Origin of the sequence: Cellulosilyticum sp. ST5, assembly GCF_046529625.1 — a bacterium.
In the GTDB taxonomy this organism is placed as follows: Bacteria; Bacillota; Clostridia; order Lachnospirales; family Cellulosilyticaceae; genus Cellulosilyticum; species Cellulosilyticum lentocellum.
Genome location: NZ_CP132338.1, coordinates 1,124,412 through 1,148,049, shown reverse-complemented (window position 1 = coordinate 1,148,049; position 23,638 = coordinate 1,124,412). Strand labels below are relative to the sequence as shown.

The 23,638-nt window shown below is 34.4% G+C and carries 20 protein-coding genes and 1 other RNA gene; 3 read left to right on the top strand and 18 right to left on the bottom strand.

Features of this window, described 5'->3' with window-relative positions:
- Window positions 1–4: 4 nt before the first annotated feature.
- The 9 genes from murD to mraZ form a co-directional block, all read right to left on the bottom strand.
- Window positions 5–1,369, bottom strand: a complete 1,365-nt coding sequence (gene murD, locus QTL86_RS05620) for a UDP-N-acetylmuramoyl-L-alanine--D-glutamate ligase (protein ID WP_410497293.1) — start codon at window positions 1,367–1,369, stop codon at window positions 5–7.
- A gap of 22 nt (window positions 1,370–1,391) precedes the next feature.
- On the bottom strand, window positions 1,392–2,345 hold the full coding sequence (mraY, locus tag QTL86_RS05615) for a phospho-N-acetylmuramoyl-pentapeptide-transferase (RefSeq protein WP_013657334.1): 954 nt from the start codon (window positions 2,343–2,345) through the stop codon (window positions 1,392–1,394).
- Between the two features lies 1 nt (window position 2,346).
- Window positions 2,347–3,717, bottom strand: coding sequence for a UDP-N-acetylmuramoyl-tripeptide--D-alanyl-D-alanine ligase (locus QTL86_RS05610; protein ID WP_127066828.1), 1,371 nt, complete (start codon window positions 3,715–3,717; stop codon window positions 2,347–2,349).
- The gene (locus tag QTL86_RS05605; RefSeq protein WP_410496734.1) at window positions 3,714–5,165 is read right to left on the bottom strand and encodes a UDP-N-acetylmuramoyl-L-alanyl-D-glutamate--2,6-diaminopimelate ligase; all 1,452 of its coding nucleotides are present in this window, start codon (window positions 5,163–5,165) and stop codon (window positions 3,714–3,716) included. The genes QTL86_RS05610 and QTL86_RS05605 overlap by 4 nt, the downstream gene beginning before the upstream one ends.
- A 62-nt stretch (window positions 5,166–5,227) precedes the next feature.
- Window positions 5,228–7,177 (bottom strand): penicillin-binding transpeptidase domain-containing protein, encoded by a 1,950-nt coding sequence (locus tag QTL86_RS05600; protein WP_127066829.1) that lies wholly within the window; start codon window positions 7,175–7,177, stop codon window positions 5,228–5,230.
- Window positions 7,178–7,243: 66 nt separating this feature from the next.
- Window positions 7,244–9,409 carry a penicillin-binding transpeptidase domain-containing protein gene (locus QTL86_RS05595; RefSeq protein WP_410496733.1) on the bottom strand — a complete coding sequence of 722 codons (2,166 nt, stop codon included), beginning with the start codon at window positions 9,407–9,409 and terminating at the stop codon, window positions 7,244–7,246.
- Between the two features lie 16 nt (window positions 9,410–9,425).
- A complete protein-coding gene (locus QTL86_RS05590; protein ID WP_127066831.1) occupies window positions 9,426–9,860 on the bottom strand; it encodes a hypothetical protein in 435 nt (144 codons plus the stop codon).
- A 15-nt stretch (window positions 9,861–9,875) separates the two neighbouring features.
- Window positions 9,876–10,811 (bottom strand): 16S rRNA (cytosine(1402)-N(4))-methyltransferase RsmH, encoded by a 936-nt coding sequence (gene rsmH / locus QTL86_RS05585; protein ID WP_410496732.1) that lies wholly within the window; start codon window positions 10,809–10,811, stop codon window positions 9,876–9,878.
- A 10-nt stretch (window positions 10,812–10,821) separates the two neighbouring features.
- Window positions 10,822–11,250 (bottom strand): division/cell wall cluster transcriptional repressor MraZ, encoded by a 429-nt coding sequence (gene mraZ / locus QTL86_RS05580; RefSeq protein WP_013657341.1) that lies wholly within the window; start codon window positions 11,248–11,250, stop codon window positions 10,822–10,824.
- Window positions 11,251–11,597: 347 nt separating this feature from the next.
- Between mraZ and QTL86_RS05575 the strand changes: the two genes are divergently transcribed.
- Window positions 11,598–12,914 carry an IS4 family transposase gene (locus QTL86_RS05575; RefSeq protein ID WP_410496731.1) on the top strand — a complete coding sequence of 439 codons (1,317 nt, stop codon included), beginning with the start codon at window positions 11,598–11,600 and terminating at the stop codon, window positions 12,912–12,914.
- A gap of 171 nt (window positions 12,915–13,085) precedes the next feature.
- On the opposite strand, the gene QTL86_RS05570 is transcribed toward QTL86_RS05575, so the two are convergent.
- Window positions 13,086–13,247 (bottom strand): hypothetical protein, encoded by a 162-nt coding sequence (locus QTL86_RS05570; protein WP_013657342.1) that lies wholly within the window; start codon window positions 13,245–13,247, stop codon window positions 13,086–13,088.
- Window positions 13,248–13,368: 121 nt separating this feature from the next.
- Window positions 13,369–14,235 (bottom strand): prolipoprotein diacylglyceryl transferase, encoded by an 867-nt coding sequence (gene lgt, locus QTL86_RS05565; protein WP_127066833.1) that lies wholly within the window; start codon window positions 14,233–14,235, stop codon window positions 13,369–13,371.
- 408 nt (window positions 14,236–14,643) lie between these two features.
- On the opposite strand from lgt, the gene ychF reads away from it, so the two are divergent.
- Entirely contained in the window at window positions 14,644–15,738 is a 1,095-nt protein-coding gene (gene ychF / locus QTL86_RS05560; RefSeq protein WP_127066834.1) for a redox-regulated ATPase YchF, read from the top strand.
- Between the two features lie 195 nt (window positions 15,739–15,933).
- On the opposite strand, the gene QTL86_RS05555 is transcribed toward ychF, so the two are convergent.
- From QTL86_RS05555 to QTL86_RS05540, 4 genes are all read right to left on the bottom strand, one after another.
- Window positions 15,934–17,250 carry an IS4 family transposase gene (locus QTL86_RS05555; RefSeq protein ID WP_127065015.1) on the bottom strand — a complete coding sequence of 439 codons (1,317 nt, stop codon included), beginning with the start codon at window positions 17,248–17,250 and terminating at the stop codon, window positions 15,934–15,936.
- 227 nt (window positions 17,251–17,477) lie between these two features.
- Complete coding sequence (locus QTL86_RS05550) at window positions 17,478–17,933, bottom strand: GerW family sporulation protein (protein WP_013657346.1); 456 nt, start codon at window positions 17,931–17,933, stop codon at window positions 17,478–17,480.
- Window positions 17,923–18,813, bottom strand: a complete 891-nt coding sequence (locus QTL86_RS05545) for a hypothetical protein (RefSeq protein WP_127066835.1) — start codon at window positions 18,811–18,813, stop codon at window positions 17,923–17,925. Before QTL86_RS05545 ends, QTL86_RS05550 begins: the two co-directional genes overlap by 11 nt.
- A 14-nt stretch (window positions 18,814–18,827) precedes the next feature.
- The gene (locus QTL86_RS05540; RefSeq protein ID WP_013657348.1) at window positions 18,828–19,121 is read right to left on the bottom strand and encodes a hypothetical protein; all 294 of its coding nucleotides are present in this window, start codon (window positions 19,119–19,121) and stop codon (window positions 18,828–18,830) included.
- Window positions 19,122–19,289: 168 nt separating this feature from the next.
- On the opposite strand from QTL86_RS05540, the gene QTL86_RS05535 reads away from it, so the two are divergent.
- Window positions 19,290–20,420: a mechanosensitive ion channel family protein gene (locus tag QTL86_RS05535; RefSeq protein ID WP_127066836.1), complete on the top strand. Its 1,131-nt coding sequence runs from the start codon at window positions 19,290–19,292 to the stop codon at window positions 20,418–20,420.
- 31 nt (window positions 20,421–20,451) lie between these two features.
- Here the strand turns inward: QTL86_RS05535 and QTL86_RS05530 are convergent, their stop codons facing one another.
- From QTL86_RS05530 to rnpB, 3 genes are all read right to left on the bottom strand, one after another.
- Entirely contained in the window at window positions 20,452–21,924 is a 1,473-nt protein-coding gene (locus QTL86_RS05530; protein WP_410496730.1) for an FHA domain-containing protein, read from the bottom strand.
- A gap of 30 nt (window positions 21,925–21,954) precedes the next feature.
- Window positions 21,955–22,974, bottom strand: a complete 1,020-nt coding sequence (locus tag QTL86_RS05525; protein ID WP_127066838.1) for an AAA family ATPase — start codon at window positions 22,972–22,974, stop codon at window positions 21,955–21,957.
- Window positions 22,975–23,271: 297 nt separating this feature from the next.
- An RNA gene (rnpB, locus tag QTL86_RS05520) (RNase P RNA component class A) lies at window positions 23,272–23,622 on the bottom strand.
- Between the last annotated feature and the right edge of the window lie 16 nt (window positions 23,623–23,638).

Sequence of the window (23,638 nt, the reverse complement as noted above, 5' to 3'; positions counted from 1 at the left end):
CATCTCACCCTTCCAATTGCATTACAGTTTCTTTAAAGAGCTCTCCTCTTTTTTCATAGCTTTCAAACATATCCCAACTTGCACATGCTGGCGATAGGAGGATACATTCATTCGCCTTACTATCATTATAAGCTGCTTTGATAGCGTCCTCCAAAGTTTCGAAAGTAGCTACCTGTGTAAAGCCTTCTTCTAGACATTCCTTTACAATTTGCTGTTTTGTTTCACCAATAATATAAACTTTCTCTACTAAACCGTTAAAGTGTTTAATCCAGTCTTTAAAACTTGTTTGTTTATCCATTCCCCCAGCAATCAAACGAATAGGTTTGTTTAAGCTACTTAAACCTACTAGCCCTGCAATAGCTGCATCTGTGTTTGTTGCTTTAGAATCATTAAAGAAATCTACACCCCTCTTTGTCAATACATATTCTGTACGGTGCTCTACACCTTTAAATGTTGTTAATACTTCTCTAATTAAATTTCCAGGTACACCAAAGGCGGCAGCCATAGCTATAGCTGCTAAAGCATTTTCTACATTATGAGTGCCCTTAATATGCAAGTCTTCTATTTTACAAATTGCATGAGCCGTTCCATGAACATTTTCATATAAGGTGCCAGCTTGTACATACGCACCACAATCAGGTATTTCTTGAAGAGAAAAACTCATACACCTTGCTTTTACCTGTTTTTTTGCTTCTTCATAATAGTAATCTTTAGTGTTTAAAAGACTATATCCTTCCTCTGGTTGATTTTTAAAAATATTATATTTACAAGCACAATAATTTTCCATTGTATGATGTCTATTTAAATGATCGGGTGTAATGTTAAGTAATGCACTGATAAATGGATGGAAGGTATCAGCTGTTTCTAGTTGAAAACTGCTTACTTCTGCTACCACAATGCCATTTTCAGGTATTTGGAGCACTTCTTCACTAAAAGCCCTTCCTATGTTTCCCACCACATAAGTAGACGGATTGTATTTCTTCATAATTTCTCCTACTAAAGTGGTTGTCGTTGTTTTACCATTTGTTCCTGTAATAGCAATAATGGGAGCCTTGCAGTACCATGAAGCAAATTCAAATTCTCCTGTAATCTTTTTTCCTAGCTGTTTAGCTAGCTGAACTACTTCAATCTCCGGAGAAATCCCTGGGCTCATCACCACAAGGTCAAATGCTTTAACATCAGGCATTTCTCCTAATGTATACATTATTCCTTGTGATTTAAGCTCATTAATGGTTTGTTTAGCTTCTTCTTGCCATGATTCATAAGGTTTACCATCATAAATACAAACCGTCGCACCTTTTTGATGTGCTAACTTAGCAGCACCAATACCACTTCTGGCATTACCCACTACTAAAACATTTTTTCCCATGATTTCCACGTTACTTTCCTCCCTATAAGGCAATAAGCCCAATTAAACACATAATGGCAGTAATAACAGAAAAAACTGTTACAACCTTTGTCTCTGGCCATCCTCCTAATTCAAAATGATGGTGAATAGGTGCCATTCTAAACAAACGTTTTTTTGTTTTTTTGAAATATGCCACTTGTAAAATAACAGAAATATTTTCTACTACATAAATAAATCCTACTATTAAAATAAACAACGGCATTTTCATAACAAAAGCGGTAGCAACCACAAAACCACCTAATGCAAGAGATCCTGTATCCCCCATAAATACTTTAGCAGGATAGCTATTGAATAATAAAAAGCCCAGTAAACTTCCTACTGCCGCTGCTGCAATAGGTACGACATTACTTTGAATTCCCCATGCAATAGCTGCAAAATAAGTAGCAACTAAAACAGTTACTCCTGAAGCTAAGCCATCTAAACCATCTGTTAAATTAACTGCATTAACTAGCCCCAGTACACCTACTACTAAAAATGGCCAATATAAAACACCCATATCCCACTCACTTCCGCCTGTGAATGGTAGAATAATGCTAGTGCCTAACCCCACATAATTCGCTAGTAAATAAGCAAAAATACAAGTTACAATCAATTGTCCTATGATTTTTTGCATAGCTGTTAAACCTAAAGAACGCTTTTTTACAACCTTAATATAGTCATCTATAAATCCAATAATACCAAAACCTAAAGTTACAAATAAAATAGTTTGAACCTCTTTATTATTAACGATAAATAATAAGCTTGTTAAAACAAGGCTAGCCAATATGATAATACCACCCATTGTTGGGGTCCCTGACTTTTTAAGGTGAGAATTAGGTCCATCGGTTCTTACATTTTGCCCAAATTTTAATTTTTGTAATAATGGTATTACAAAGGGGCTCATTACAATATTTAAAAAGAATGCAATTAAAACCGCATATAATGCTTCATTTTTCATCTCACTTCACCTTTCTTACTGCTTCTAGCATTTCTTCAAAATGCATCCCTCTAGATGCCTTAAATAAAACGGTATCTTCTGCTTGAAGTTCCCTTTGCATTACTTCAATAAACGCTTCTTTCGTTGGATAATAAAATGTTGGTGCACCTTCTTGTTCTTTAGCACCCATAAAAATATATTCTGCCAGAGTCCCTACTGCATAAACTCTGTCAATCCCTATTTCAGCAGCAAATGCTCCTACCTTTTTGTGAAGTTCTGGGGCAAATTCTCCCATTTCAAACATATCACCTAACACTGCTATTTTTCTTCCCTTTGTATCATAATCTTTAAGTACCTTAAGGGCCGCCTCCATAGAGTCAGGACTAGCATTATAAGTATCATCAATAACTGTTATTTGATTATCATAAGTTTCAAGATGCATACGCATTTTTGCTGGTGCATAGCTTTCTAATCCCTTTTGAATTTCAGCTTTACTTAAACCTAAATATTGGGCGACAGCAATAGCAGCCAGTGTATTATATACCATATGTTCTCCTAATGCCTTAATACGTATGTTGCACTTATACTGCGGTGTTGTCACTATTGCAGTAGTGTATTCTCCTTCATTGGCAATAGCCTCTGCATAATAATCATTACTTGTATTTAAACCGTAAGTCACCTTATTAAAAGGTAATTCACCCACTGTACTTAAAAGGTCATTATCACCATTAAGTACTAATAAGCCCCCTGGCATCAAACCATCTAATATTTCAAGCTTTGCTTTTAAGATACCTTCTCTACTTCCAAGATTTTCAATATGTGAGGTTCCCACATTAGTAATAACTGCCACTTCTGGTGCTGCTGCTAAACTCAATCGATGAATTTCGCCAAAATGATTCATTCCCATTTCGATAACAGCAGCTTCATGTGAAGCATCCATTTTAAATAAGGTAAGTGGCAAACCTATTTCATTATTGAAATTACCATCCGTCTTATGCACATGCCACTTGCCACTTAAAACAGCCGCAACCATCTCTTTTGTACTTGTTTTTCCTACACTACCTGTAATTCCTACAACTGGTACTGTAAATTGATTTCTATAATAATGTCCTAGAGCTAGTAACGCTTGTCTCGTATCCTCTACCTTAATAGTCCATAAACGGGGGTCAATCACTTTATCCTCCATAGTTAAGGTGGCAATTACTCCTTTTTCGTATACACTTTTAATAAACTCATGTCCATCAAAGCGATCACCTTTCAGTGGTATAAATAAACCATTTGTCACCTGACTTCTTGAGTCAGTTGTAATCACCTCAATAGGTTGTTTTATTAAACCTTCTTGAATACATTTGCCTCCTACAGCTGATATAATGTCTTGTATATCTAATTTCATTCTATTTCCCCCTGTAGATACGCATTAACAATTTCACTATCATCAAAGTGGATAATTCTATCTTTTAAAATTTGATAATTTTCATGACCTTTGCCTGCAATCAGTACAACATCTTCAGCTTTTGCTTCACTTAATGCCATTTCAATAGCAGCCTTACGATCTTCAACTTTAACATAATTATCTGTTATTGCCTTAACACCCACTTCTACTTCGTCTAAGATCAGAAGCGGATCTTCAGTTCTTGGATTATCAGAGGTAATAAAAACATGATCGGAATAAGTGGCAGCAATTTTTCCCATAATTGGCCTCTTTGTTTTATCACGATCTCCCCCACAGCCAAATACTGTGATAATATGACCTTGTGCAAATTCTTTTATAGTTGATAAAACATTTTCTAAGCCATCGGGTGTATGCGCATAATCAACTAATACACTATAACCTTTGATAGATTTAAAAGCTTGCACCCTGCCAGGAACACCTTTTGCTATTTTTAACGTTGCAAGAATATGTGTCATTGGAATTTCTAATGCACGAGCTGCTGCAATAACTGCTAATGTATTATAAACAGTAAATTTACCTGGAATAGGCACATCAACCTTAAAGGTTCCCTGGTCACACACTAAAGTATATTCTACACCTGCAGCAGTTATTATTACATTTGTTGCTTTGTAATCTGCATCCTTGTCAATGGCATACGTTACAAGATTACATGTAGCACCTTTAATAATTTCGTTTATATAATCACTATCTTTATTAACAATACCTGTTTCACACATAGTAAAAAGCTTTGCTTTAGCTGCAGCATAATTTTCCATCGTTTGATGAAAATCTAAATGATCTTGAGTAAGATTCGTAAATATACCCACTTTAAAATCAGAACCTGCTACACGACTTAATGCTAAAGCATGTGAAGAAACTTCCATTAAAGTTGTGTCTACTTGACTTTCTACCATCTTTTTAAATAAAGCTTGTAAATCTAAAGATTCTGGTGTTGTACGCTCAGCTTTTAAAATTTGACTTCCTATACGATTTTCAATCGTTCCAATAATTCCTATTTTTTTATGATAAGCTTCTAGAATCTGTCCTAATAAAAAGGTAATACTTGTTTTACCATTAGTTCCTGTTACACCTACAAGTTCAAATTGCTTTGATGGATGTCCATAGGCATTATTCGCTACTAATGCCATAGCTAGCCTTGTATCCTCCACCTTAATGATTGTAACATCTTCTTTTATCTCTACATCTTTTTGTACTAAAATAGCTTTTGCACCATTTGCAATGGCCGCCTCAATAAATTGATGGCCATCGGTTTTAAATCCCTCTATAGCAATAAATAATCCCGCATTTGTCTTGATACGTGAATCATAAATCATATGGTCAACTTCCTGATATTCGTTACCTTTTACACATACATAATTTAGTCCCGTTAATAGTTTACTTAGTTCCATGGTAACCCTCCTTATTCATTTCCTAGTTATTATAGCACGACTCATTCAGATAAAAAAGTCATCTAGTCTGTATAAAGAATAATTTTCGTCGTTTTGTTAATGACCTCTCCTTCTAAAGGAAATTGATTAACAATTTGACTTCCTTCTCCTTCAATTCGAATCGCAACTCCTTGCTTTTCCGCTAGGCTTTTTGCTTCTGTAACTTTTATTCCCACAAAAGAAGGTACCATTACTTTCTGAACTTCATCCAACTTCTGTTCTGTCTCTGAATAAGTTGGTTCAACCCCTAAATAAGGAAGCGCATTAGATAAAACTTCTTTCATAACAGGTCCTGCAATAGTTCCACCATAATAAGTACCTTGGGGCTCATCAATAATCACCAGTGTCATTACCACTGGATTTTCAGCTGGCGCAAAAGCCAGAAAAGAGGCTGTATATTTTCCTGAACCACGGGGTAATTTTTGTGAAGTAGCAGTTTTCCCCCCTATACGATAACCAGGAATATAAGCTTTCTTACCTCCTCCTTCAGAAACAACGCTCTCTAGGATCTTTTTTAGGCGCTCACTTGTTTCACTCGAGATAATTTGTTCACCTTTAGCATATTCAAAGGTTGTCAATACTTCCCCCCTATCATTAACAATCTCTTTACCAAAATGTGGCGTTACTTTATAACCACCATTAACAGCTGCTGCACCTGCAGATAAAAGTTGCATAGGTGTAATTTGAAAAGATTGCCCAAAAGACATGGTTGCTAATTCTACAGGTCCAATATTACTTTTATTATGTAAGATTCCTACTGCTTCCCCAGGCAAATCGATGTTTGTCTTGGATTTGAAGCCAAATTTTATCATATAGTCGTAAAATTTACTAGCACCAACACGTTCTGCCACCTCCATAAAAACTGGATTGCATGAATTTTGAACCCCCTGCACAAAATTCTCGGCGCCGTGAGAACGTGGACTACGCCAGCATTTGATGGTTCTTCCAGCTACTACTTTACTTCCTGAACAGTTAAATTGACTATTCTCGCTTACCACATTCTCTTCAAGTCCCATGGCTGAAGTAAAAATTTTAAAGGTAGATCCTGGTTCATAGGTATCATTAATGGTGAAGTTTCTCCACATTTGATTTAAGAATTCTTGCTTTTCTTTTGATGAGTATAAATCCCAATTATTCGCTATAGCTTCATTGTTAATGGTAAAAGGTGCATTAAGGTCAAAGTCTGGTTTTGTAGCTAATGCATAAATTTCTCCATTTTGGGGATTCAACATAATAATAGCCCCTCTTTTAGCTCCTTTCATCTCCACAGCTTTTTCTATAGCTTGTTCAGCATACTCTTGCAAAGTTAAATCTAGGGTTGTTACAAGGTGATTGCCATTTTCCGGATTAATCCTTACCTCAACTTCTTCCTCTCTTCTCTCACCCTTACCATTGGTTTCCATTAAGATTTTTCCTGGAATACCCTTCAGATAACTATCATACTTGACCTCTAACCCAATAATGCCTTGATTATCTTTTCCTACAAACCCTAATGTCTGCGAAGCTAATGTATGGTAAGGATAATAGCGTTTTGAATCTTCATCTACTTTCACACCTGATAAATTCAGGCTACGAATTTCATCTGCCAAACTTTTTTCTACCTTTGTAGCAATACGCATGAAAGCTACTCGCTTTGTCACCTTCTTATAAACTTCATCGTAGTCCATATTCAAATGCTCAGATAATACTTTTGCAACACGTTCTGGTTCCGTAATTTGTGCATGTACTACACCAATAGTAGCAACTGAAGCACTTTTTGCAAGTACATTTAAATTCCGGTCATAAATATTTCCTCTAGTGGGAGTAATGGCTCTATTTCTCGTTTGCTGTTCATCTGCTAGTTCTTGAAGTTTTTTTCCTTCTATAACTTGTACATAAGCTAAGCGCATACCCATTCCTAAAAGACCTAATGTAAAGCAAAGCATTATAATCAGCATTCTTCTCTTTAAAGCAAGAGAAACATCATTTTGCATAGAAAAACTCCTCCTTTAAAAGTTGTCTTACCTAAAGTGTATTTTAAAGGAGGAGGCATTATGCCATTATTCAGTTGTTTTTACGATAATCTTATTATTTTTTTCTATTTTTGTACCAGCTTTTGGCATTTGACTCGATATACTTCCTGAGATAGTACCTTCAATTACAAATTTACCTTCTACTAATGTCTGTGCTTCTTCTATTGTTTTTCCTATCAAATCTGGAACCTCTTCTATTTGATCCATTTGGTTAGTTTTTAAATAAAGTTTTACACTTCCACCTTTATTCCATAAAGACTGAGCCTTTGGTGCTTGATCTATAACCTCACTACCTACACCAACAAACTCATAGTCTAACTCATTTTGCTTAAGAATCTCTACCGCTTCATAAATATTTTTATTGGAAACATCAGGTACTACACTTACTGTACTTGCTGCATTCTCAGCGCTAACATTCAGCTCAATATCTAAATAAGGTAAAATATTTTCCATCATTTCTTTAAAAGCAGCTGAAGGAGCACCTGTTTTATCAGGTAAACCATCAAAAACAACTAATCCTACAACTTCAGGTTTACTGATAGGTGCAGCTCCAATAAAGGAAACAACATATTCATCTTCTGGACGCTCTAACTTGCCGTCAACATTCACCCGCTTTTCACCAGTTCCTGTTTTCCCACCAATATCATACCCTGAAATAGCCGCTGCTGTACCAGTTCCATCCTCTACTACCTTTTTCAAATAGCTCGTCACAAGAGTAGAAATCTCAGAAGAAATAACCGGACGACGTACTGCCTTTTTCTGATTAAGAAGTTCTTCACCGTCTTCATTTATAATATTAGAAACTACATAGGGTTCCATAAGATACCCACCATTAACGACTGCTGAAAAAGCTGTAATAAGTTGCAACGGCGTAACTGTCAGGTTTTGCCCCATTGAATAAGTTGCTTTATCCACAACATTTAATTTCTTGCCTAGTAAGCCAACTTCTTCTCCAGCTAACTCAATACCTGTCTCCTCGCCAAAACCAAAGCGCTTAATATACTCTAAGAAAACATCATTATCCATACCGCTAGTAAGCTCCATCATTCCCACATTACAAGAGTTGGCTATTACCTCTTCCAGAGTTTGTACACCATGTCCACCAGTTTTCCAACAGCTAATTCTTGTATCTGCTACAACCTTATATCCTGGACAATTGTAGGTTTCATCCCCTTTAATAACACCTTCTTCTAATGCCATTGCCATAATAATGGGTTTCATAGTAGAACCGGGTTCATACATATATTGCATGGTATGATTTTTCCACGCCTCTAAAAGCTTTTCTGTTTGTTTATCTAAAGACAACCCTTTCCAAGTACTGGCTCCTAATTGTTCACTTAAATCATTATATGTATTCGGATTATAACTAGGATAGGAATACATACTATAAACCTCACCTGTATTAGGATTCATTATGATTGCAGATGCATTAATGGGATTATACTGCTCAATATATTCTTCCATAGTTGTGGTTACATATTGTTGAATCACTTCATCCAAAGTTAAGGTAATCGTACTTCCCGCTTCTGCATCTTGTAATTGTCTTGTGATAATTTTAGAACCTTCCATCTGTGAAAATTCTCTACCTGGCTTACCTGCCAAATAGGATTCATACTGTTGTTCTATACCGTATTTTCCTTCTTCATTTTTATTAAAATAGCCTAATACTTGTGCAGCCAACTCACCTGCTGGATACTTTCTTACATAAGTTCTATCTAATGCTACTCCTCCCAAACCTTTAAGAGGCTCTGCTTTTTCAGTAGATATTCTTTTAGCTAGAATATAATATTTTGAATTAGGTCTTTCATTAACGATGTTTCTTATTTCATCGACTGTTTTGTCTACCTGTTTAGCTAATGTAGCATATAATTTTTCTTGTTGTTCTTCTTTAAGCGTTAGAATATCTTTAGGGCTTAAAATAACATTATACGCCAAAACACTTGTAGCCAATGTCTTATGATTTCGATCTACAATATCACCACGCTGAGCTGCTATAATAGATTCACTTCTGGTCATATTACTTAAAGCACCCTTGGTATATTCTTCCCCTTTAAAGATTTTAATACTTGTTACTTGCCAACCTAGAAATAAAAAAACACCAAAGAAGCATATATTCAAAATAACAATACGCCTGTTCAGGTGTTTTCTAGTCACTAGGTTATGCTTTTTCTTTGCTCTTGTCCGTTTTTTCATCTTTCTACCTACTTCTTTACTTCTCGTATGAGGTATAACTCTCTTCTGGTAACTCAATATAAACGATTTGATGTGGTAAAGGCTCTCTCATACCAAGTTCATTTGCTGCACGTTCACGTATATAATCTAAGTTAAGCTTTTCTGATATCGTCGCTTGTGTTTCACTAATAGCACTTTTTACTGCTATCATATTATTTTTTAATTCAATCAGTTGACCTTGTTTGGCGCGAAGCGAAGCATAACTATTAATATAAAGAAAGGCACTTGTAAATAAAACAACACCACAAAAAGAAAGTTGCATACCAAAAGCAATATCTAATTTTTTCTTTTGAGCTTTTCTTGGACGTTTTAATGGCTCAGTACTTGGTACAGGACTAATAATCGGCTGTTCATAAGCCCGCGCTGTACTATCATACTGATAATTATACCCCTTCTTAAACTCCTTTGCCATACTTCACCCCTCCAATTATAACTTCTCTATAATTCTTAATTTAGCACTTCGAGAACGTGGATTTATTTCTATCTCCTCATCTGAAGGTAAAATTGGTTTTCTTGTTATTACCTTTACAAGTGGTTTTTTCCCACATACACATATTGGAATATGTGGTGCACAAGTACAAGGGTTTTCCAAGTTTCTAAAAGCATGCTTTACAATTCTGTCTTCTAAGGAGTGAAAAGTAATAATGCAAAGTCTTCCTCCACTATTGAGCTTATCCACTATCGCCTTAATAGTAGGTTCAATAATTTCTAGCTCTCTATTGACTGCAATACGTATAGCTTGAAAAGTACGCTTAGCAGGATGTGGCCCATCCTTCCTTGCCCCTTGAGGAATTGCCTTTTTAATCACTTCTACTAATTCATAGGTTGTTTCAATAGGCTTTTGTTTTCTTTCTTCTACAATGAATTGAGCAATTCTTTTAGCCCATTTTTCTTCTCCATATTCTTTAATAATACGAAACAGCTCTTCTTCTGCCATATCATTAACAACTTCGTACGCTGTATAAGCCCCATCTTGATCCATACGCATATCAAGTGGTGCATCATGCATATAAGAAAAGCCTCTAGAAGGTTCATCCAATTGATGTGAAGAAACACCTAAATCAATAAGCATTCCATCCACTCCTTCTATTCCTAATACTTCTAACACCTCTGCTACTTTTTCAAAATTGCTATTAACAATTGAAACTTTAGGCTTTGCATCCTTTAGCCTTTCGGTAGAAACTGCTAAAGCATTTTTATCTTGGTCAATTCCAATAAAATGCCCTTCTTCTGTTAAATAGCTACATACTACTCTGGCATGTCCAGCCCCACCTAATGTACCATCTACATACGTCCCATTAGGCTTAATGGCCAAACCTTCAATACATTCATTTAATAATACAGATACATGTTCAAATTTCATTTTATCACCTTTATATTCCTAACTCTTCCATTTGCTCAGCTAGTAATTCTACATCCAAACTTTCATTATTATAAGCTTCCCATTTACTATTACTCCATACTTCAATTCGATTACTCATTCCAATAAATACTATGTCTTTTTCAATCTCAGAATATACTCTTAAATGAGTTGGAATCAAAATTCTGCCTTGCTTATCCGTCGTACACTCCACTGCCCCTGATAAAAAGAAACGAACAAACTTTCTTGCATTTAAATTAGTAAGTGGTAACCCTTTCAGCTTTTGCTCAAAAAGCATCCATTCAGAGAGGGGATAAATAAATAAGCATCCATCAAGTCCTTTCGTTAGGATAAAACATTCTCCTAGCTTTTCTCTATATTTAGAAGGAACGATAACTCTGCCTTTTTCATCAAGACTATGCTTATATTCACCTATAAACATTCACCACTTCCCCCCACTTCTCACCACTTACACCCATTTTCTTATATTTTAGGCTGTTTTCATGAAAATTTCAAGTCAAATCTTAATAAATCATTAACTTTTTATTAAATAGCAAATCTCTCTCAAGTTTATGGCACACAAAAAGGGCTAACCCCATAGGGCAATGTCATTAAGTTAAGATGACGAAAAAAGATCTCTATACCAATCAAATGGTATAGAGATCTTTTTTTGAAAAAGTAGTTGACAAGACAAAGAAAATGTGTGGCCGCTCTCACTACTGATTGAATAAAGAGGTAGTGAGAGCGGCCCTTGTAATTAAAGGAAACTTAGTTACAAGGAGGACACATATGAAACCCAAACAAATTAAAAAGCTTTTAGTAGATGAAATCCAAAAGTTAGCTGACAATCCGCAAGATTATTGTACCAATCCAGGTAGTGATTTTTTACGCAAAAGAAAATTGCCCATGAATAAAATTTTAGCTGGAATTATTGGAATGGGAAGTGGGAGCCTTACAAACGAATTATTAGATCTATTTGGTGCATCTGCAGATACACCCACTTCTTCTGCGTTTGTTCAGCAGAGGAAAAAGATAAAGCCCGAAGCGTTTAAGAAGATATTTGACGGCTTTTCAAGTAAACTTATAGATAACTTTAATGAAGATATGCCCATACTTGCTGTTGATGGGTCTGATGTACAGATTCCTACCAATCCTGATGATTTAAATTCATTTCATTCTGGAAAAGATGGAAGAAAATCATATAATCTTCTGCATATAAATGCGTTGTATAATATAAATTATTCTATTTATCATGATGTGATAATACAAAAATCTAAAGAAAAGAATGAACATAACGCTCTACAAGAAATGGTTGATCGTTCTGAAATTCCTAAAGCACTCGTGATAGCTGATAGAGGTTATGAATCTTTCAACAGCATGGCTCACATTCAAGAAAAAGGATGGTTCTTTCTTATTCGTGTCAAAGATGGAATTAATGATATAAAGAATGGATTGGATTTACCCAAAACAGACTGTTTTGATATTGATATTTCTTTAAAACTTACAAGAAAGAAAACGAATGCAGTCAAAGAACTTTTCAAAGACAAAAATCATTATCGAAGTGTTTCTTCAGCCCAACCGTTTGATTATTTACCACTTAAAAACAAGAAATCTGAACCTGCTAAATTCTATGAATTACACTTCCGAATAGTGAGATTTCCTATTTCAGAAACTTCCTATGAAACAATAGTTACAAATCTAAATAGTGAAAAGTATCCTCCTGATGAGGTAAAAAAACTGTATGCTTCTCGTTGGGGGATTGAAACATCTTTTCGAGATTTGAAATATACGATTGGAATGTTAGATTTTCATTCAAAAAAGGTGATGTGTATCCAACAAGAAATCTATGCACATATGATAATGTATAACTTTGCAGAAATGATTACCTCCCACGTAGTCATTGAAAAAAAGCAAAGAAAGCATACATATAAAGCAAATTTCTCAGTTGCAGTGCATATGTGTAGGTTATTCTATCATGGAAAAGCAACATCACCTGATGTAGAAGCCATAATTGCAAAAAATCTCATTCCTATAAGACCTGATAGGCATAGGGAACGAAACTTAATTGTTAAGATTTTTCATGGCTTCCTTTATAGAGTAGCATAAATTTTTGTAAAAGAATATAAATTTTGAGGCAGATGCAAATCTGTCTATTTGTGGTACCTGGAAATAGAAAAAGAAGCTGAAGAAATAAATCTTCAACTTCTTTTCCTAGGGATGCGTTTCTATCACAATGTTAACTTAATGACATTGCCCCATAGGGTTAGCCCTTTTTTACTAGTGATGACTTAATGATTTATAATACTTAACAATTTCTTTATCTAATTTAATACTTAGTGAGTAAATTCCCGGTGTTTTACATCCAGTTGGACCAGCAGTATGCAAGAGCTTGTTTAAATTATTTTGCATAAATGTAATGCTCTTTTTCACTTCATTCATATTAATCCCCCTTAAACAAAAAAAACAAAAATAAAACCTTTTTTATCTATATAAGGTATTATAATATAGTTTCTGGAAGAAAACAACAATTATTCTCTTTTTTTGGATAATTAATTCTATTTTATTGTTTAACGAATGATTTTCGACACATGATTATTCCAATTATTCCCAAAATTATGGATGATATGGCAACAATTTGAGAAACTGGAATCCCAGTAAGGTGTAGTAATAACTGGTCCGTACGTAATCCTTCTATCCAAAATCGTCCTATTCCGTAGCCAATTAAATATAAACAAAAGATTTCTCCATTACACTTTTTATGCTTTCTATAAAATAACAATAGGATAAGCAAAATGAAATTCCAAGTTGATTCATAGAAAAATGTAGGATGTACTTGAATATATTCGGCAGTTCCAAAAGTCTCAAATCGTACAATATGATTAAGTACTTCATCTGAAAGAGGCGGTTTTGCTTCTGATTTTAAAATAGCCATAGCTAAAGGATTGTTCGTATAACCACCAAAAGCTTCTTTATTCACAAAATTACCATACCTTCCAATCGCTTGACCCAAAATCAAGCCATAGGTGGCAATATCGGCAAATTGGAAGAACTTAATCTTCTTATATCCTGTGTAAATAATAGCAACAAGAATAGACGCAATAATGGCACCATAAATAGCAATCCCACCTTGTCTAATATTAAAAATTTCTCCTAAGTTTTCCTTATAATAATCCCACTTAAATGCTACAAAATAAATTCTAGCACCTAAAAGTGCAAAAAGGATATCATATAATACAAAATCCGTTATGATTTCTGGATTTATTCTTTCCTTCTTAGCAATATAGACGGCCAAAAGTGTACCTAAAATAATACCTGTGGTTAAAATAATGCCGTACCAATAAACCGTTATACCAAAAACGCTAAAAGCCTCTGCTGATAAATGAAATGATAGTCCCAAATGAGGGAAATAAATATTTGGTATTTCCATAATACGCCTCCTTCTAGGACTTATTATAGGAGATTTCATCAATCCTGTAAACGAGGTATAATTCTATTTCATTTTATTCATACTAGCATTAAACTTAATTTAAAGGAGAATCTACCCATGACATCCCAATTCCCACATTATCGTGTTGTAGCTAGACAAAAAGAAGGACAAGACGATTGTTCTTTACGTTCTATCCTCTCACTTCCATCTACTCTATTCTTTTTTGGCATTTTATTAGGTTTTTTCCTAAGTAAAAGTTGCTGTCATCGTAAATAAAACTGCATTTTATTGCAGTTTTATTTATTATGCGATAAACTATACATGATAAAACATATCACTCTATTTATTTCACAGATTCCTCTTGATCAAAGAGGTGAGGATAACTGAGTTTGAGGAAGGATGAAACATATGAAACTTGGAATAGTTGGACTACCTAACGTAGGAAAAAGTACACTATTTAATGCATTAACTAAAGCAGGTGCAGAATCTGCTAACTACCCATTTTGTACAATCGAACCTAACGTAGGGGTTGTAGCTGTACCTGATAAAAGATTAGAAGTATTAAAAAACATGTATAATTCACAACGCGTCTTACCTGCAGCTATCGAATTCGTAGATATCGCTGGGCTTATTAAGGGCGCTAGCAAAGGTGAAGGATTAGGAAATCAATTCCTTTCTCATATCAGAGAAGTGGATGCTATTGTACAAGTTGTGCGTTGTTTTGAAGATGATAATATTGTTCATGTTGATAAGACCGTAGATCCTATTCGTGATATTGAAACTATTAATTTAGAACTTGCTTTTGCTGATATGGAAGTCTTAGAAAGAAGAATTGCCAAATCTGCAAAAGTTGCCAAAACCGATAAAACAATAGCTGCAGAAGTTGCTATTTTACAAGAAATCTATAGTACTTTAGAATCTGGCAAAGCTGCACGCACACTTTTAGGTGAGGATGCTGACAAAGATGCCTTTATTGGTTCATTAGGTCTTATTACCGCTAAACCTATGCTTTATGCCGCTAATATTTCTGAAGAAGATTTAATTGGTGGTGTTGAAAATGACTATGTTAAACGCGTAAAAGACTTTTCTTCTGCAGAGGGTTCTGAAACTTTCGTTATTTGTGCTAGCATTGAACAAGAGCTTTCAGAATTAGATGATGAAGAAAAACAAGTATTTTTACAAGATTTAGGGCTTGAGTCTACTGGCTTTGACCGCCTTGTTGCAGCTAGCTATAAATTACTTGGTTTAATTAGCTACTTAACTGCTGGTCCACAAGAAGTACGTGCTTGGACAATTACTGTTGGAACCAAAGCCCCTGGTGCTGCTGGAAAAATCCACTCAGACTTTGAGCGTGGTTTTATTCGTGCAGAAATTGTTAACTTTGATGATTTAGTTGCTTGTGGTTCCTACACCGCCGCTAAAGAAAAAGGTCTCGTACGCCTTGAAGGAAAAGAATACGTAGTACAAGATGGAGACATCATATTATTTAGATTTAATGTATAGTTCTTATAGCATTAAATCAGAAGCAAAAAGGGAACTAGGTTTGATGACCAATGTCATTAAGTTAACATTGTGATAGAAACGCATCCCTAGGAAAAGAAGTTGAAGATTTATTTCTTCAGCTTCTTTTTCTATTTCCAGGTACCACAAATAGACAGATTTGCATCTGCCTCAAAATTTATATTCTTTTACAAAGATTTATGCTACTCTATAAAGGAAGCCATGAAAAATCTTAACAATTAAGTTTCGTTCCCTATGCCTATCAGGTCTTATAGGAATGAGATTTTTTGCAATTATGGCTTCTACATCAGGTGATGTTGCTTTTCCATGATAGAATAACCTACACATATGCACTGCAACTGAGAAATTTGCTTTATATGTATGCTTTCTTTGCTTTTTTTCAATGACTACGTGGGAGGTAATCATTTCTGCAAAGTTATACATTATCATATGTGCATAGATTTCTTGTTGGATACACATCACCTTTTTTGAATGAAAATCTAACATTCCAATCGTATATTTCAAATCTCGAAAAGATGTTTCAATCCCCCAACGAGAAGCATACAGTTTTTTTACCTCATCAGGAGGATACTTTTCACTATTTAGATTTGTAACTATTGTTTCATAGGAAGTTTCTGAAATAGGAAATCTCACTATTCGGAAGTGTAATTCATAGAATTTAGCAGGTTCAGATTTCTTGTTTTTAAGTGGTAAATAATCAAACGGTTGGGCTGAAGAAACACTTCGATAATGATTTTTGTCTTTGAAAAGTTCTTTGACTGCATTCGTTTTCTTTCTTGTAAGTTTTAAAGAAATATCAATATCAAAACAGTCTGTTTTGGGTAAATCCAATCCATTCTTTATACCATTAATTCCATCTTTGACACGAATAAGAAAGAACCATCCTTTTTCTTGAATGTGAGCCATGCTGTTGAAAGATTCATAACCTCTATCAGCTATCACGAGTGCTTTAGGAATTTCAGAACGATCAACCATTTCTTGTAGAGCGTTATGTTCATTCTTTTCTTTAGATTTTTGTATTATCACATCATGATAAATAGAATAATTTATATTATACAACGCATTTATATGCAGAAGATTATATGATTTTCTTCCATCTTTTCCAGAATGAAATGAATTTAAATCATCAGGATTGGTAGGAATCTGTACATCAGACCCATCAACAGCAAGTATGGGCATATCTTCATTAAAGTTATCTATAAGTTTACTTGAAAAGCCGTCAAATATCTTCTTAAACGCTTCGGGCTTTATCTTTTTCCTCTGCTGAACAAACGCAGAAGAAGTGGGTGTATCTGCAGATGCACCAAATAGATCTAATAATTCGTTTGTAAGGCTCCCACTTCCCATTCCAATAATTCCAGCTAAAATTTTATTCATGGGCAATTTTCTTTTGCGTAAAAAATCACTACCTGGATTGGTACAATAATCTTGCGGATTGTCAGCTAACTTTTGGATTTCATCTACTAAAAGCTTTTTAATTTGTTTGGGTTTCATATGTGTCCTCCTTGTAACTAAGTTTCCTTTAATTACAAGGGCCGCTCTCACTACCTCTTTATTCAATCAGTAGTGAGAGCGGCCACACATTTTCTTTGTCTTGTCAACTACTTTTTCAAAAAAAGATCTCTATACCATTTGATTGGTATAGAGATCTTTTTTCGTCATCTTAACTTAATGACATTGGTTTGATGACCAAGTTCCCTTTTCTGCTATTGATTACTCGCTTATTTTTCTTTTTCTAAATCATGATAGTGATCACTATTTGCATCCATAACCTTTGTAGCTTCTTCACCAGTAAATTTTGCAATTAAATCAGGCACTTTTGCTACTAAACCAGGAATCATATCAATTAACTTAGTAATACTATCTTGATTACGTATATTAATTAATTGAGTAGTTCCGTTTTGAATAACAAGCATGGCACTAGGTGTTACTTTAGCACCTAAACCACCTGCTCCTGCTCCTGTTCCTCCCTCTACTCTCTTTTCTCTTTCTTTACGACGCTCTGTATATTTATTACTAGCAGTAGAACCTGATGCTGCAGCAAAACTCACATCTATTAAAGGAACTAATATGGTATTATCAATATGAATAGGCTCACCCACTACTGTTTTAGTCGTAATAAAATTTTCTAACTGTTCCATTAACCCATTTAATTCTTGATTTACTTTACTCTCCATCTTCTTCTTCCTTTCTCTTTCTTAATATCAATTTTATAGATTCCCTTACTGGTTTATACCATAAAAACGCTATGATACGCTTTAAAATGCCACCTATACAGAACTTCCCTTCTGCCAAAAAGCCTCCCCATATACCTGGCGTTTCATAATTCCCTTTTATAATACCATGCTGATAATACCACGGATAAAGCATAATAAGCTTCGCCATAAGCTCGCCCGTTTCTGCTGGTTCTTCTTTTCCTACAACGAGTTCAAAAGACCACTCCTTAGGCCCAATATAAATAGTAATGTCTTTTAATAATTTACAAATACTTTTTAATAGCTTCCAAAAATAAGGAAGAGAAACTATTTCTCTTATTAAGCCTATATTTGAGTCAGTATGGTTTTCTTTTTGATCTGATTCTTCAAATGCCATGCGAGATGCTTGTACTGTTTTTCCTGTACCTTTACTTTCTTTTATAGAAGAAACGGTCTTATAAGTAGCTTGTTGCTTTTTTGTCATTTGTTTTTGTACATCTACTTGATCATCTTTTAGCTGATCCTTTACGTGGTCTTGCTCATATTTTGTTGTGGGATGAACTACTTTAGGTATTACAGCTACTTCCTGCTCTTTTAAAGATAGCTCTTCTTTCTCAAAATAAAGTCTTTTACCAAATGCTTTTATTTCCTGATATTTGATACCATCTTGTAAATAAAAATGTCCCTTAACGCCTCTTAAATACCTTACCTTTACATCGTAATTTAACTGATCGTATTTTTCAAGATAAGCTTCATAACGAACAGGAGCTACTAATGCAAGTATACATAAGAAAACAAACACACTCATGCATGCAAGTACAGTCCATAGGATTATTTTTATTATTAACCATATCATGCCCATTATGCACCTCTTTCTTATGTGGTTAATACCTCATAACTCATAATCTGCTTGTTATAAATATTATCTATAAGGCTTGCTATATACCTAATAGCACCTTCTCTTGTCTGCATAATCCCTATAACGTAGCACGCCTCATATCGTTTCGTTAAATGCTTTGCTTCAATCACTTCAAATAACCAGTGATCACAAGGTGAACTGCATACTAAATAAACACTTCCTTTATATTTATTTCTTTTTACTAACTGATTCTTCTTCCAAGTTGTCCACTTAACGCCATCTTCAACCCATAATTCCTTTGAAATTCTCATTGATTACGCCTTTTCCTTATTCTTTTACTGTTAATACTATTGACTTGAACTTGTTATATTATACCATATTCTCTTGTATTTTGCCTAGAAATAGCTTTTATTTATTACAATATCATTGTATAATAATACGTAAAATATAAGTATCAATATATCTAGAAAGGTTACACAATGAATTTATTTACTACACTTATTAAAGATCCCTTTTATATAAGACTTATAGGTGCTGCTTTAGTCTTATTCATTTTTATTATTGCTAAACGCATTTTAAGCAAACTGGTTATTAAATTTTTATCCAAGATTCAGTTTAAACAAAAACGATTAGACATTGTTCTTTTTGATTGTTTGCAAAAACCTTTTAATTATCTGTTTCTATTTACAGGTATATACATGGCTCTCGCTATTTCACCGTTTATTTATTACCAAACACCTTCAGAACAATCGTTTATTTTAGGAGAATTAACGATTCCAATTAGTATTATTTCCAAAGCTACATTAACTAAGTATTATAGTGTGATTATTATAGGGATCATAACTTGGGCTATTTACGATCTTGAACATATCTATGAACAGTTATTTAGTAACTTTAATATGCGCGTTGCTTTAATTGATAATACTTTATTTATTCGTTATATGGCACGTATTATTCGCTTTATTACGGTAACTATTGGTGTTATTCTTATTTTAATTACTTTAGTACCTAATCTTTCAACCATTATTACTGGTGTTGGAATAGGTGGTGCTGCTGTTGCTATTATCTCAAAAGATTCCATTGCCAACATTTTTTCAGGTATGATTTTACTTTTAGATAAGCCCTTTGTTATTGGTGATTGGGTCGAATTAGGTACTATTGAAGGTATCGTTGAAGACATTAGTTTTCGTAGTACACGTATTCGTACTTTTACTCAAGGATTAGTTGTTATTCCAAATGCCACTATAGGTAATGCTAATATTACTAATTGGAGTCGCATGAGTAAAAGGCGTGTTAAATTTGATTTAGGTGTAGCTTATGCCACTTCCACTACTCAACTTAAAACCTGTATCACAAAGATCAAAAATTATTTAGAAACCCACCCCGATATTGAAGCTGATACTTCTCTTGTTGCTTTCGAAAACTTTGGGGACTATGCATTAAACATTCAAATCATTTACTATGTTTTAAAGACTGACTACCCTAGCTATCTAGCTATTAAAGAAGTTGTTAATTTGGAACTTATTGCTATTTGTGATAGTCTTGACATTTCTATTGCATTTCCAACACAAACCCTTATGATTGAAGGGCAAAATATACAAAGTAAATAAAATAATAGGCATCTCATAGATGCCTATTATTTTATTCTACAAACATATATTCAATACTATTTTTTGAAAAAGCAATTGCAAAAGCAATCTTGTCTCCTTCTTCAATCTGATAAGCTTTATTAGGTTCAATTTTTGTTCCATTTAAAAAAGTACCATTGCTTGAACCCAAATCTTTTAAATAATATAAATCATCTTGTCTTTGAATTTCAGCATGCATACGGCTAATAGGTGTAATTTCAGCACCAAATTCATAATGTGCTCCTGTTTCTTCTCCTGTTCGTGTTGCACGTCCTATAATAAACTGGTCATCTTCAAAATCTAAAGGAATAACTTTAGGTAAATCATATCGGGTATGGGTGCTAATGGACTTAAGAACAGGCCCTCTTCTTCTTTCTGTAGAGCTATTACTAGTGCGTGTATTTTTCGTTGGCGTACTAAATACGTTATCAAATAAGTTCTTCTTCTTAGGTGATGATCCACTCATTGCCTCCTTAGATTTTGAACTATAAAATGATTCTTCTTCGTCTTCCTCTTCATTAAAACTATTGTTTCTTGCTATGCTACTACCCTTTGTACCATAAACAGAAGCTTCCTCTGCCACCTTCTTTTCAACAGGCTCTAACGGTTTAGAACTATAAATAGATTTAACCATTTCCTCTATTTCTTCTTGTGATAGCTGTGAACGATTAGGCTGAGCTGCATAAACTGATCGTAGATTGGCTTCTTCCACCTCTACCGGTTTAGAAGTTTTTGCACTATAAGTTTCAACTGGCTCTTCCTTTTCTACCAATACTACTTTTTCTATTGGCTTCTCTGGAACCTCTTCTGCAGGTTTCACTGCTGGTGTAGGCGCTACTTTCGTTTCTTTAGTCACCACTGGCGGTGTAGTTGGCTCTACTACCTTTTTCACTTCTACAGCTGGAGCCGCTTGCTGCTTATGCATGACATCTTCGTTAAATTTATCTACCATTTTTCGAAACTCTTCTAAAGAGAATTTAGGCTTGTAGAAATATTTATAAAGTTGAAGTTGAATATTGCCACCGCTTGTTTCATTGCACTTCTCAAGCAAACTAATAAAAATAGATTTTATGCCCTGAACATCCAACTGTGTACGGTCATCTGGTATGTATGCAAAAACTAAACGTTCATGTTTTTCACTTATATATACATGACTTGTATCAAAACAAAAAGCCTCTGGCTTTAAATACCAATCTCCACACTCTTCTAAACTGTACATCGTCCATTGATACAATTTTAAAACATCTTCAATCATAAGGCTGCCAGTAAACTCTTCTAAAGCCACATAATTCTCTGGAACTGAATAGCGAAGTGTTATAATGCCTGGACCCTTCTCAAACAGCACCGGCATGATAAAGTCAGGTGTTTCTAACTTCAAGGCGCCACACGCAATCTGGTCATACTTCTTCATTGTATCTAAATCAAATGATAAAAATGACTTACCTTCTATTTTATTAATCCTAAAAAAAACACTATTATCTTTCATTTCATGCATCCCTCCTTTGATCTGAATACCTTACTGCTCATTTAAGCCATGAAGACTCAAAAAATGATTTTGTGCGATATACTCACATAATCCTAAAGGATTGGTTGCATAAAGCTTATCAATCCGTGCAATCACTTCAACATCTTGATTAATATTGAATTCCTTACCTTGATTAATAACAAATTTAATCTTATTTCTTATTGGTTCTATAAGTTCATCTTGTGCCATAAAGCAGTTTGTTTTATAAGTTGATTGGGTGTTTTGGTTAACAACCATCATTAAATAATCTGCCATTTCAAATACTTGACGATTAAGGAAATTAAGTTCTGTACTCAAGTCAATAATAACAATATTAGCCATACCACTTTCAATAAGTGTCTCAACAATGCGACTTACTTCCTCTGCACTAATTGCATAAGGATCTAGCGTTTGTACTTCTCTTGTAAAATACATCACACCAGTACGCTTATCTTGTCCAATTCTCTTAGCTAACATTTGTTCATATGAATCTTTAGCTAAGTTTAGTAAGACTTCCATAGGTGGCACCTCAGCTTTTTCAAAAAACATCGGCGTGCTATCTAAGTCCTCAAGATTAAAGTATAGTACCTTCTTACCAGCTTGCGCATAAGCAATAGCTGCAGATAAAGCAATCGTTGTTTTTCCAACACCACCTGCAGGTGAATATACACCATATATAATAGGTTTATTCCTCTCCATTTCCTCGTATTCTTCTTCAACATAAAGCATCAAAGATGTGATACGCGTATACTTGTTAATTGATCTTTTAAATTTATCTGGATAAGGTAAAGGTGCCTCTTCATCAACTAAAATAATAGGTAACTCAATATTTTTTATATTCATTTCTGGGTCATATAAATTTGGTGTTAATAATACAACCTGGCACTTTCCCTGTTTTATCCTCTCTTTAAGCTGGTATTTATCGTAAATAAGTTCAATGATATATTGGTCTTGATACTTATTTAGAATATAATCCTTTAATCTTTCCACGTAATCTTGATTCGTATCGGCAATGATTAAATTCATAGACATTTTACCCTTCACCCCTTATTCATCTTGTTTGCTTATTATAATTCTATGATAATTGCCTATAATAGTCAATTTTATATTTAATGAATATTTACAAAAAAATTATATAAATTACTTAATTATTAATTTTTTGTATTAAATGCGTTATTTGATTGTTCACTAATTACAAAAATCATTTTCACTTTAATCATTCCCTTGGTCATTCATCCCTCTCCTTAGAGAATGAATTATTCTTTTATACACCAAAAAAGAGAACAAGCTCATTCTTCCCAAGCATGTTCTCTTCATATTCATATAAGGTTGTTAACCAAGTCTATAAGCCGGGTTCTGTATCAAACAGTCATCTATCTACGCCTATAGTTACCTATAAGCTCTAGCGACCTACCCAAAGACTAGCGAGCAGCTATTAACGTCTTTCTATACGGTCTTGCTCCAGGTGGGGTTTACATGGCTCCCTTAGTCACCTAAGGGACGGTGAGCTCTTACCTCGCCTTTCCACCCTTTCCTATCAAGTGATAGGTGGTTTATTTCTGTTGCACTTTCCTTAGAGTCGCCTCCACTGGGTATTACCCAGCACCTTGCTCTGTGGAGCCCGGACGTTCCTCAAGCACTACCTTTCGGCCATGTGCGTGCGACTGTCTGACTTACTTAACAACTTGTTTATTTT

Excerpts from the sequence above, each read along its gene's own strand:
- mraY (WP_013657334.1), bottom strand. The coding sequence starts at position 2,345 with ATGAAAAATGAAGCATTATATGCGGTTTTAATTGCATTCTTTTTAAAT.
- QTL86_RS05535 (WP_127066836.1), top strand. The coding sequence starts at position 19,290 with ATGAATTTATTTACTACACTTATTAAAGATCCCTTTTATATAAGACTT.
- QTL86_RS05575 (WP_410496731.1), top strand. The coding sequence starts at position 11,598 with ATGAAACCCAAACAAATTAAAAAGCTTTTAGTAGATGAAATCCAAAAG.
- QTL86_RS05605 (WP_410496734.1), bottom strand. The coding sequence starts at position 5,165 with ATGGAACTAAGTAAACTATTAACGGGACTAAATTATGTATGTGTAAAA.
- QTL86_RS05550 (WP_013657346.1), bottom strand. The coding sequence starts at position 17,933 with ATGGAGAGTAAAGTAAATCAAGAATTAAATGGGTTAATGGAACAGTTA.
- QTL86_RS05530 (WP_410496730.1), bottom strand. The coding sequence starts at position 21,924 with ATGAAAGATAATAGTGTTTTTTTTAGGATTAATAAAATAGAAGGTAAG.
- QTL86_RS05555 (WP_127065015.1), bottom strand. The coding sequence starts at position 17,250 with ATGAAACCCAAACAAATTAAAAAGCTTTTAGTAGATGAAATCCAAAAG.
- QTL86_RS05590 (WP_127066831.1), bottom strand. The coding sequence starts at position 9,860 with ATGGCAAAGGAGTTTAAGAAGGGGTATAATTATCAGTATGATAGTACA.
- QTL86_RS05610 (WP_127066828.1), bottom strand. The coding sequence starts at position 3,717 with ATGAAATTAGATATACAAGACATTATATCAGCTGTAGGAGGCAAATGT.
- QTL86_RS05600 (WP_127066829.1), bottom strand. The coding sequence starts at position 7,177 with ATGCAAAATGATGTTTCTCTTGCTTTAAAGAGAAGAATGCTGATTATA.
- QTL86_RS05595 (WP_410496733.1), bottom strand. The coding sequence starts at position 9,409 with ATGAAAAAACGGACAAGAGCAAAGAAAAAGCATAACCTAGTGACTAGA.
- murD (WP_410497293.1), bottom strand. The coding sequence starts at position 1,369 with ATGGGAAAAAATGTTTTAGTAGTGGGTAATGCCAGAAGTGGTATTGGT.
- QTL86_RS05540 (WP_013657348.1), bottom strand. The coding sequence starts at position 19,121 with ATGAGAATTTCAAAGGAATTATGGGTTGAAGATGGCGTTAAGTGGACA.
- QTL86_RS05525 (WP_127066838.1), bottom strand. The coding sequence starts at position 22,974 with ATGTCTATGAATTTAATCATTGCCGATACGAATCAAGATTACGTGGAA.
- rsmH (WP_410496732.1), bottom strand. The coding sequence starts at position 10,811 with ATGAAATTTGAACATGTATCTGTATTATTAAATGAATGTATTGAAGGT.
- mraZ (WP_013657341.1), bottom strand. The coding sequence starts at position 11,250 with ATGTTTATAGGTGAATATAAGCATAGTCTTGATGAAAAAGGCAGAGTT.
- lgt (WP_127066833.1), bottom strand. The coding sequence starts at position 14,235 with ATGGAAATACCAAATATTTATTTCCCTCATTTGGGACTATCATTTCAT.
- QTL86_RS05570 (WP_013657342.1), bottom strand. The coding sequence starts at position 13,247 with ATGAATGAAGTGAAAAAGAGCATTACATTTATGCAAAATAATTTAAAC.
- ychF (WP_127066834.1), top strand. The coding sequence starts at position 14,644 with ATGAAACTTGGAATAGTTGGACTACCTAACGTAGGAAAAAGTACACTA.
- QTL86_RS05545 (WP_127066835.1), bottom strand. The coding sequence starts at position 18,813 with ATGGGCATGATATGGTTAATAATAAAAATAATCCTATGGACTGTACTT.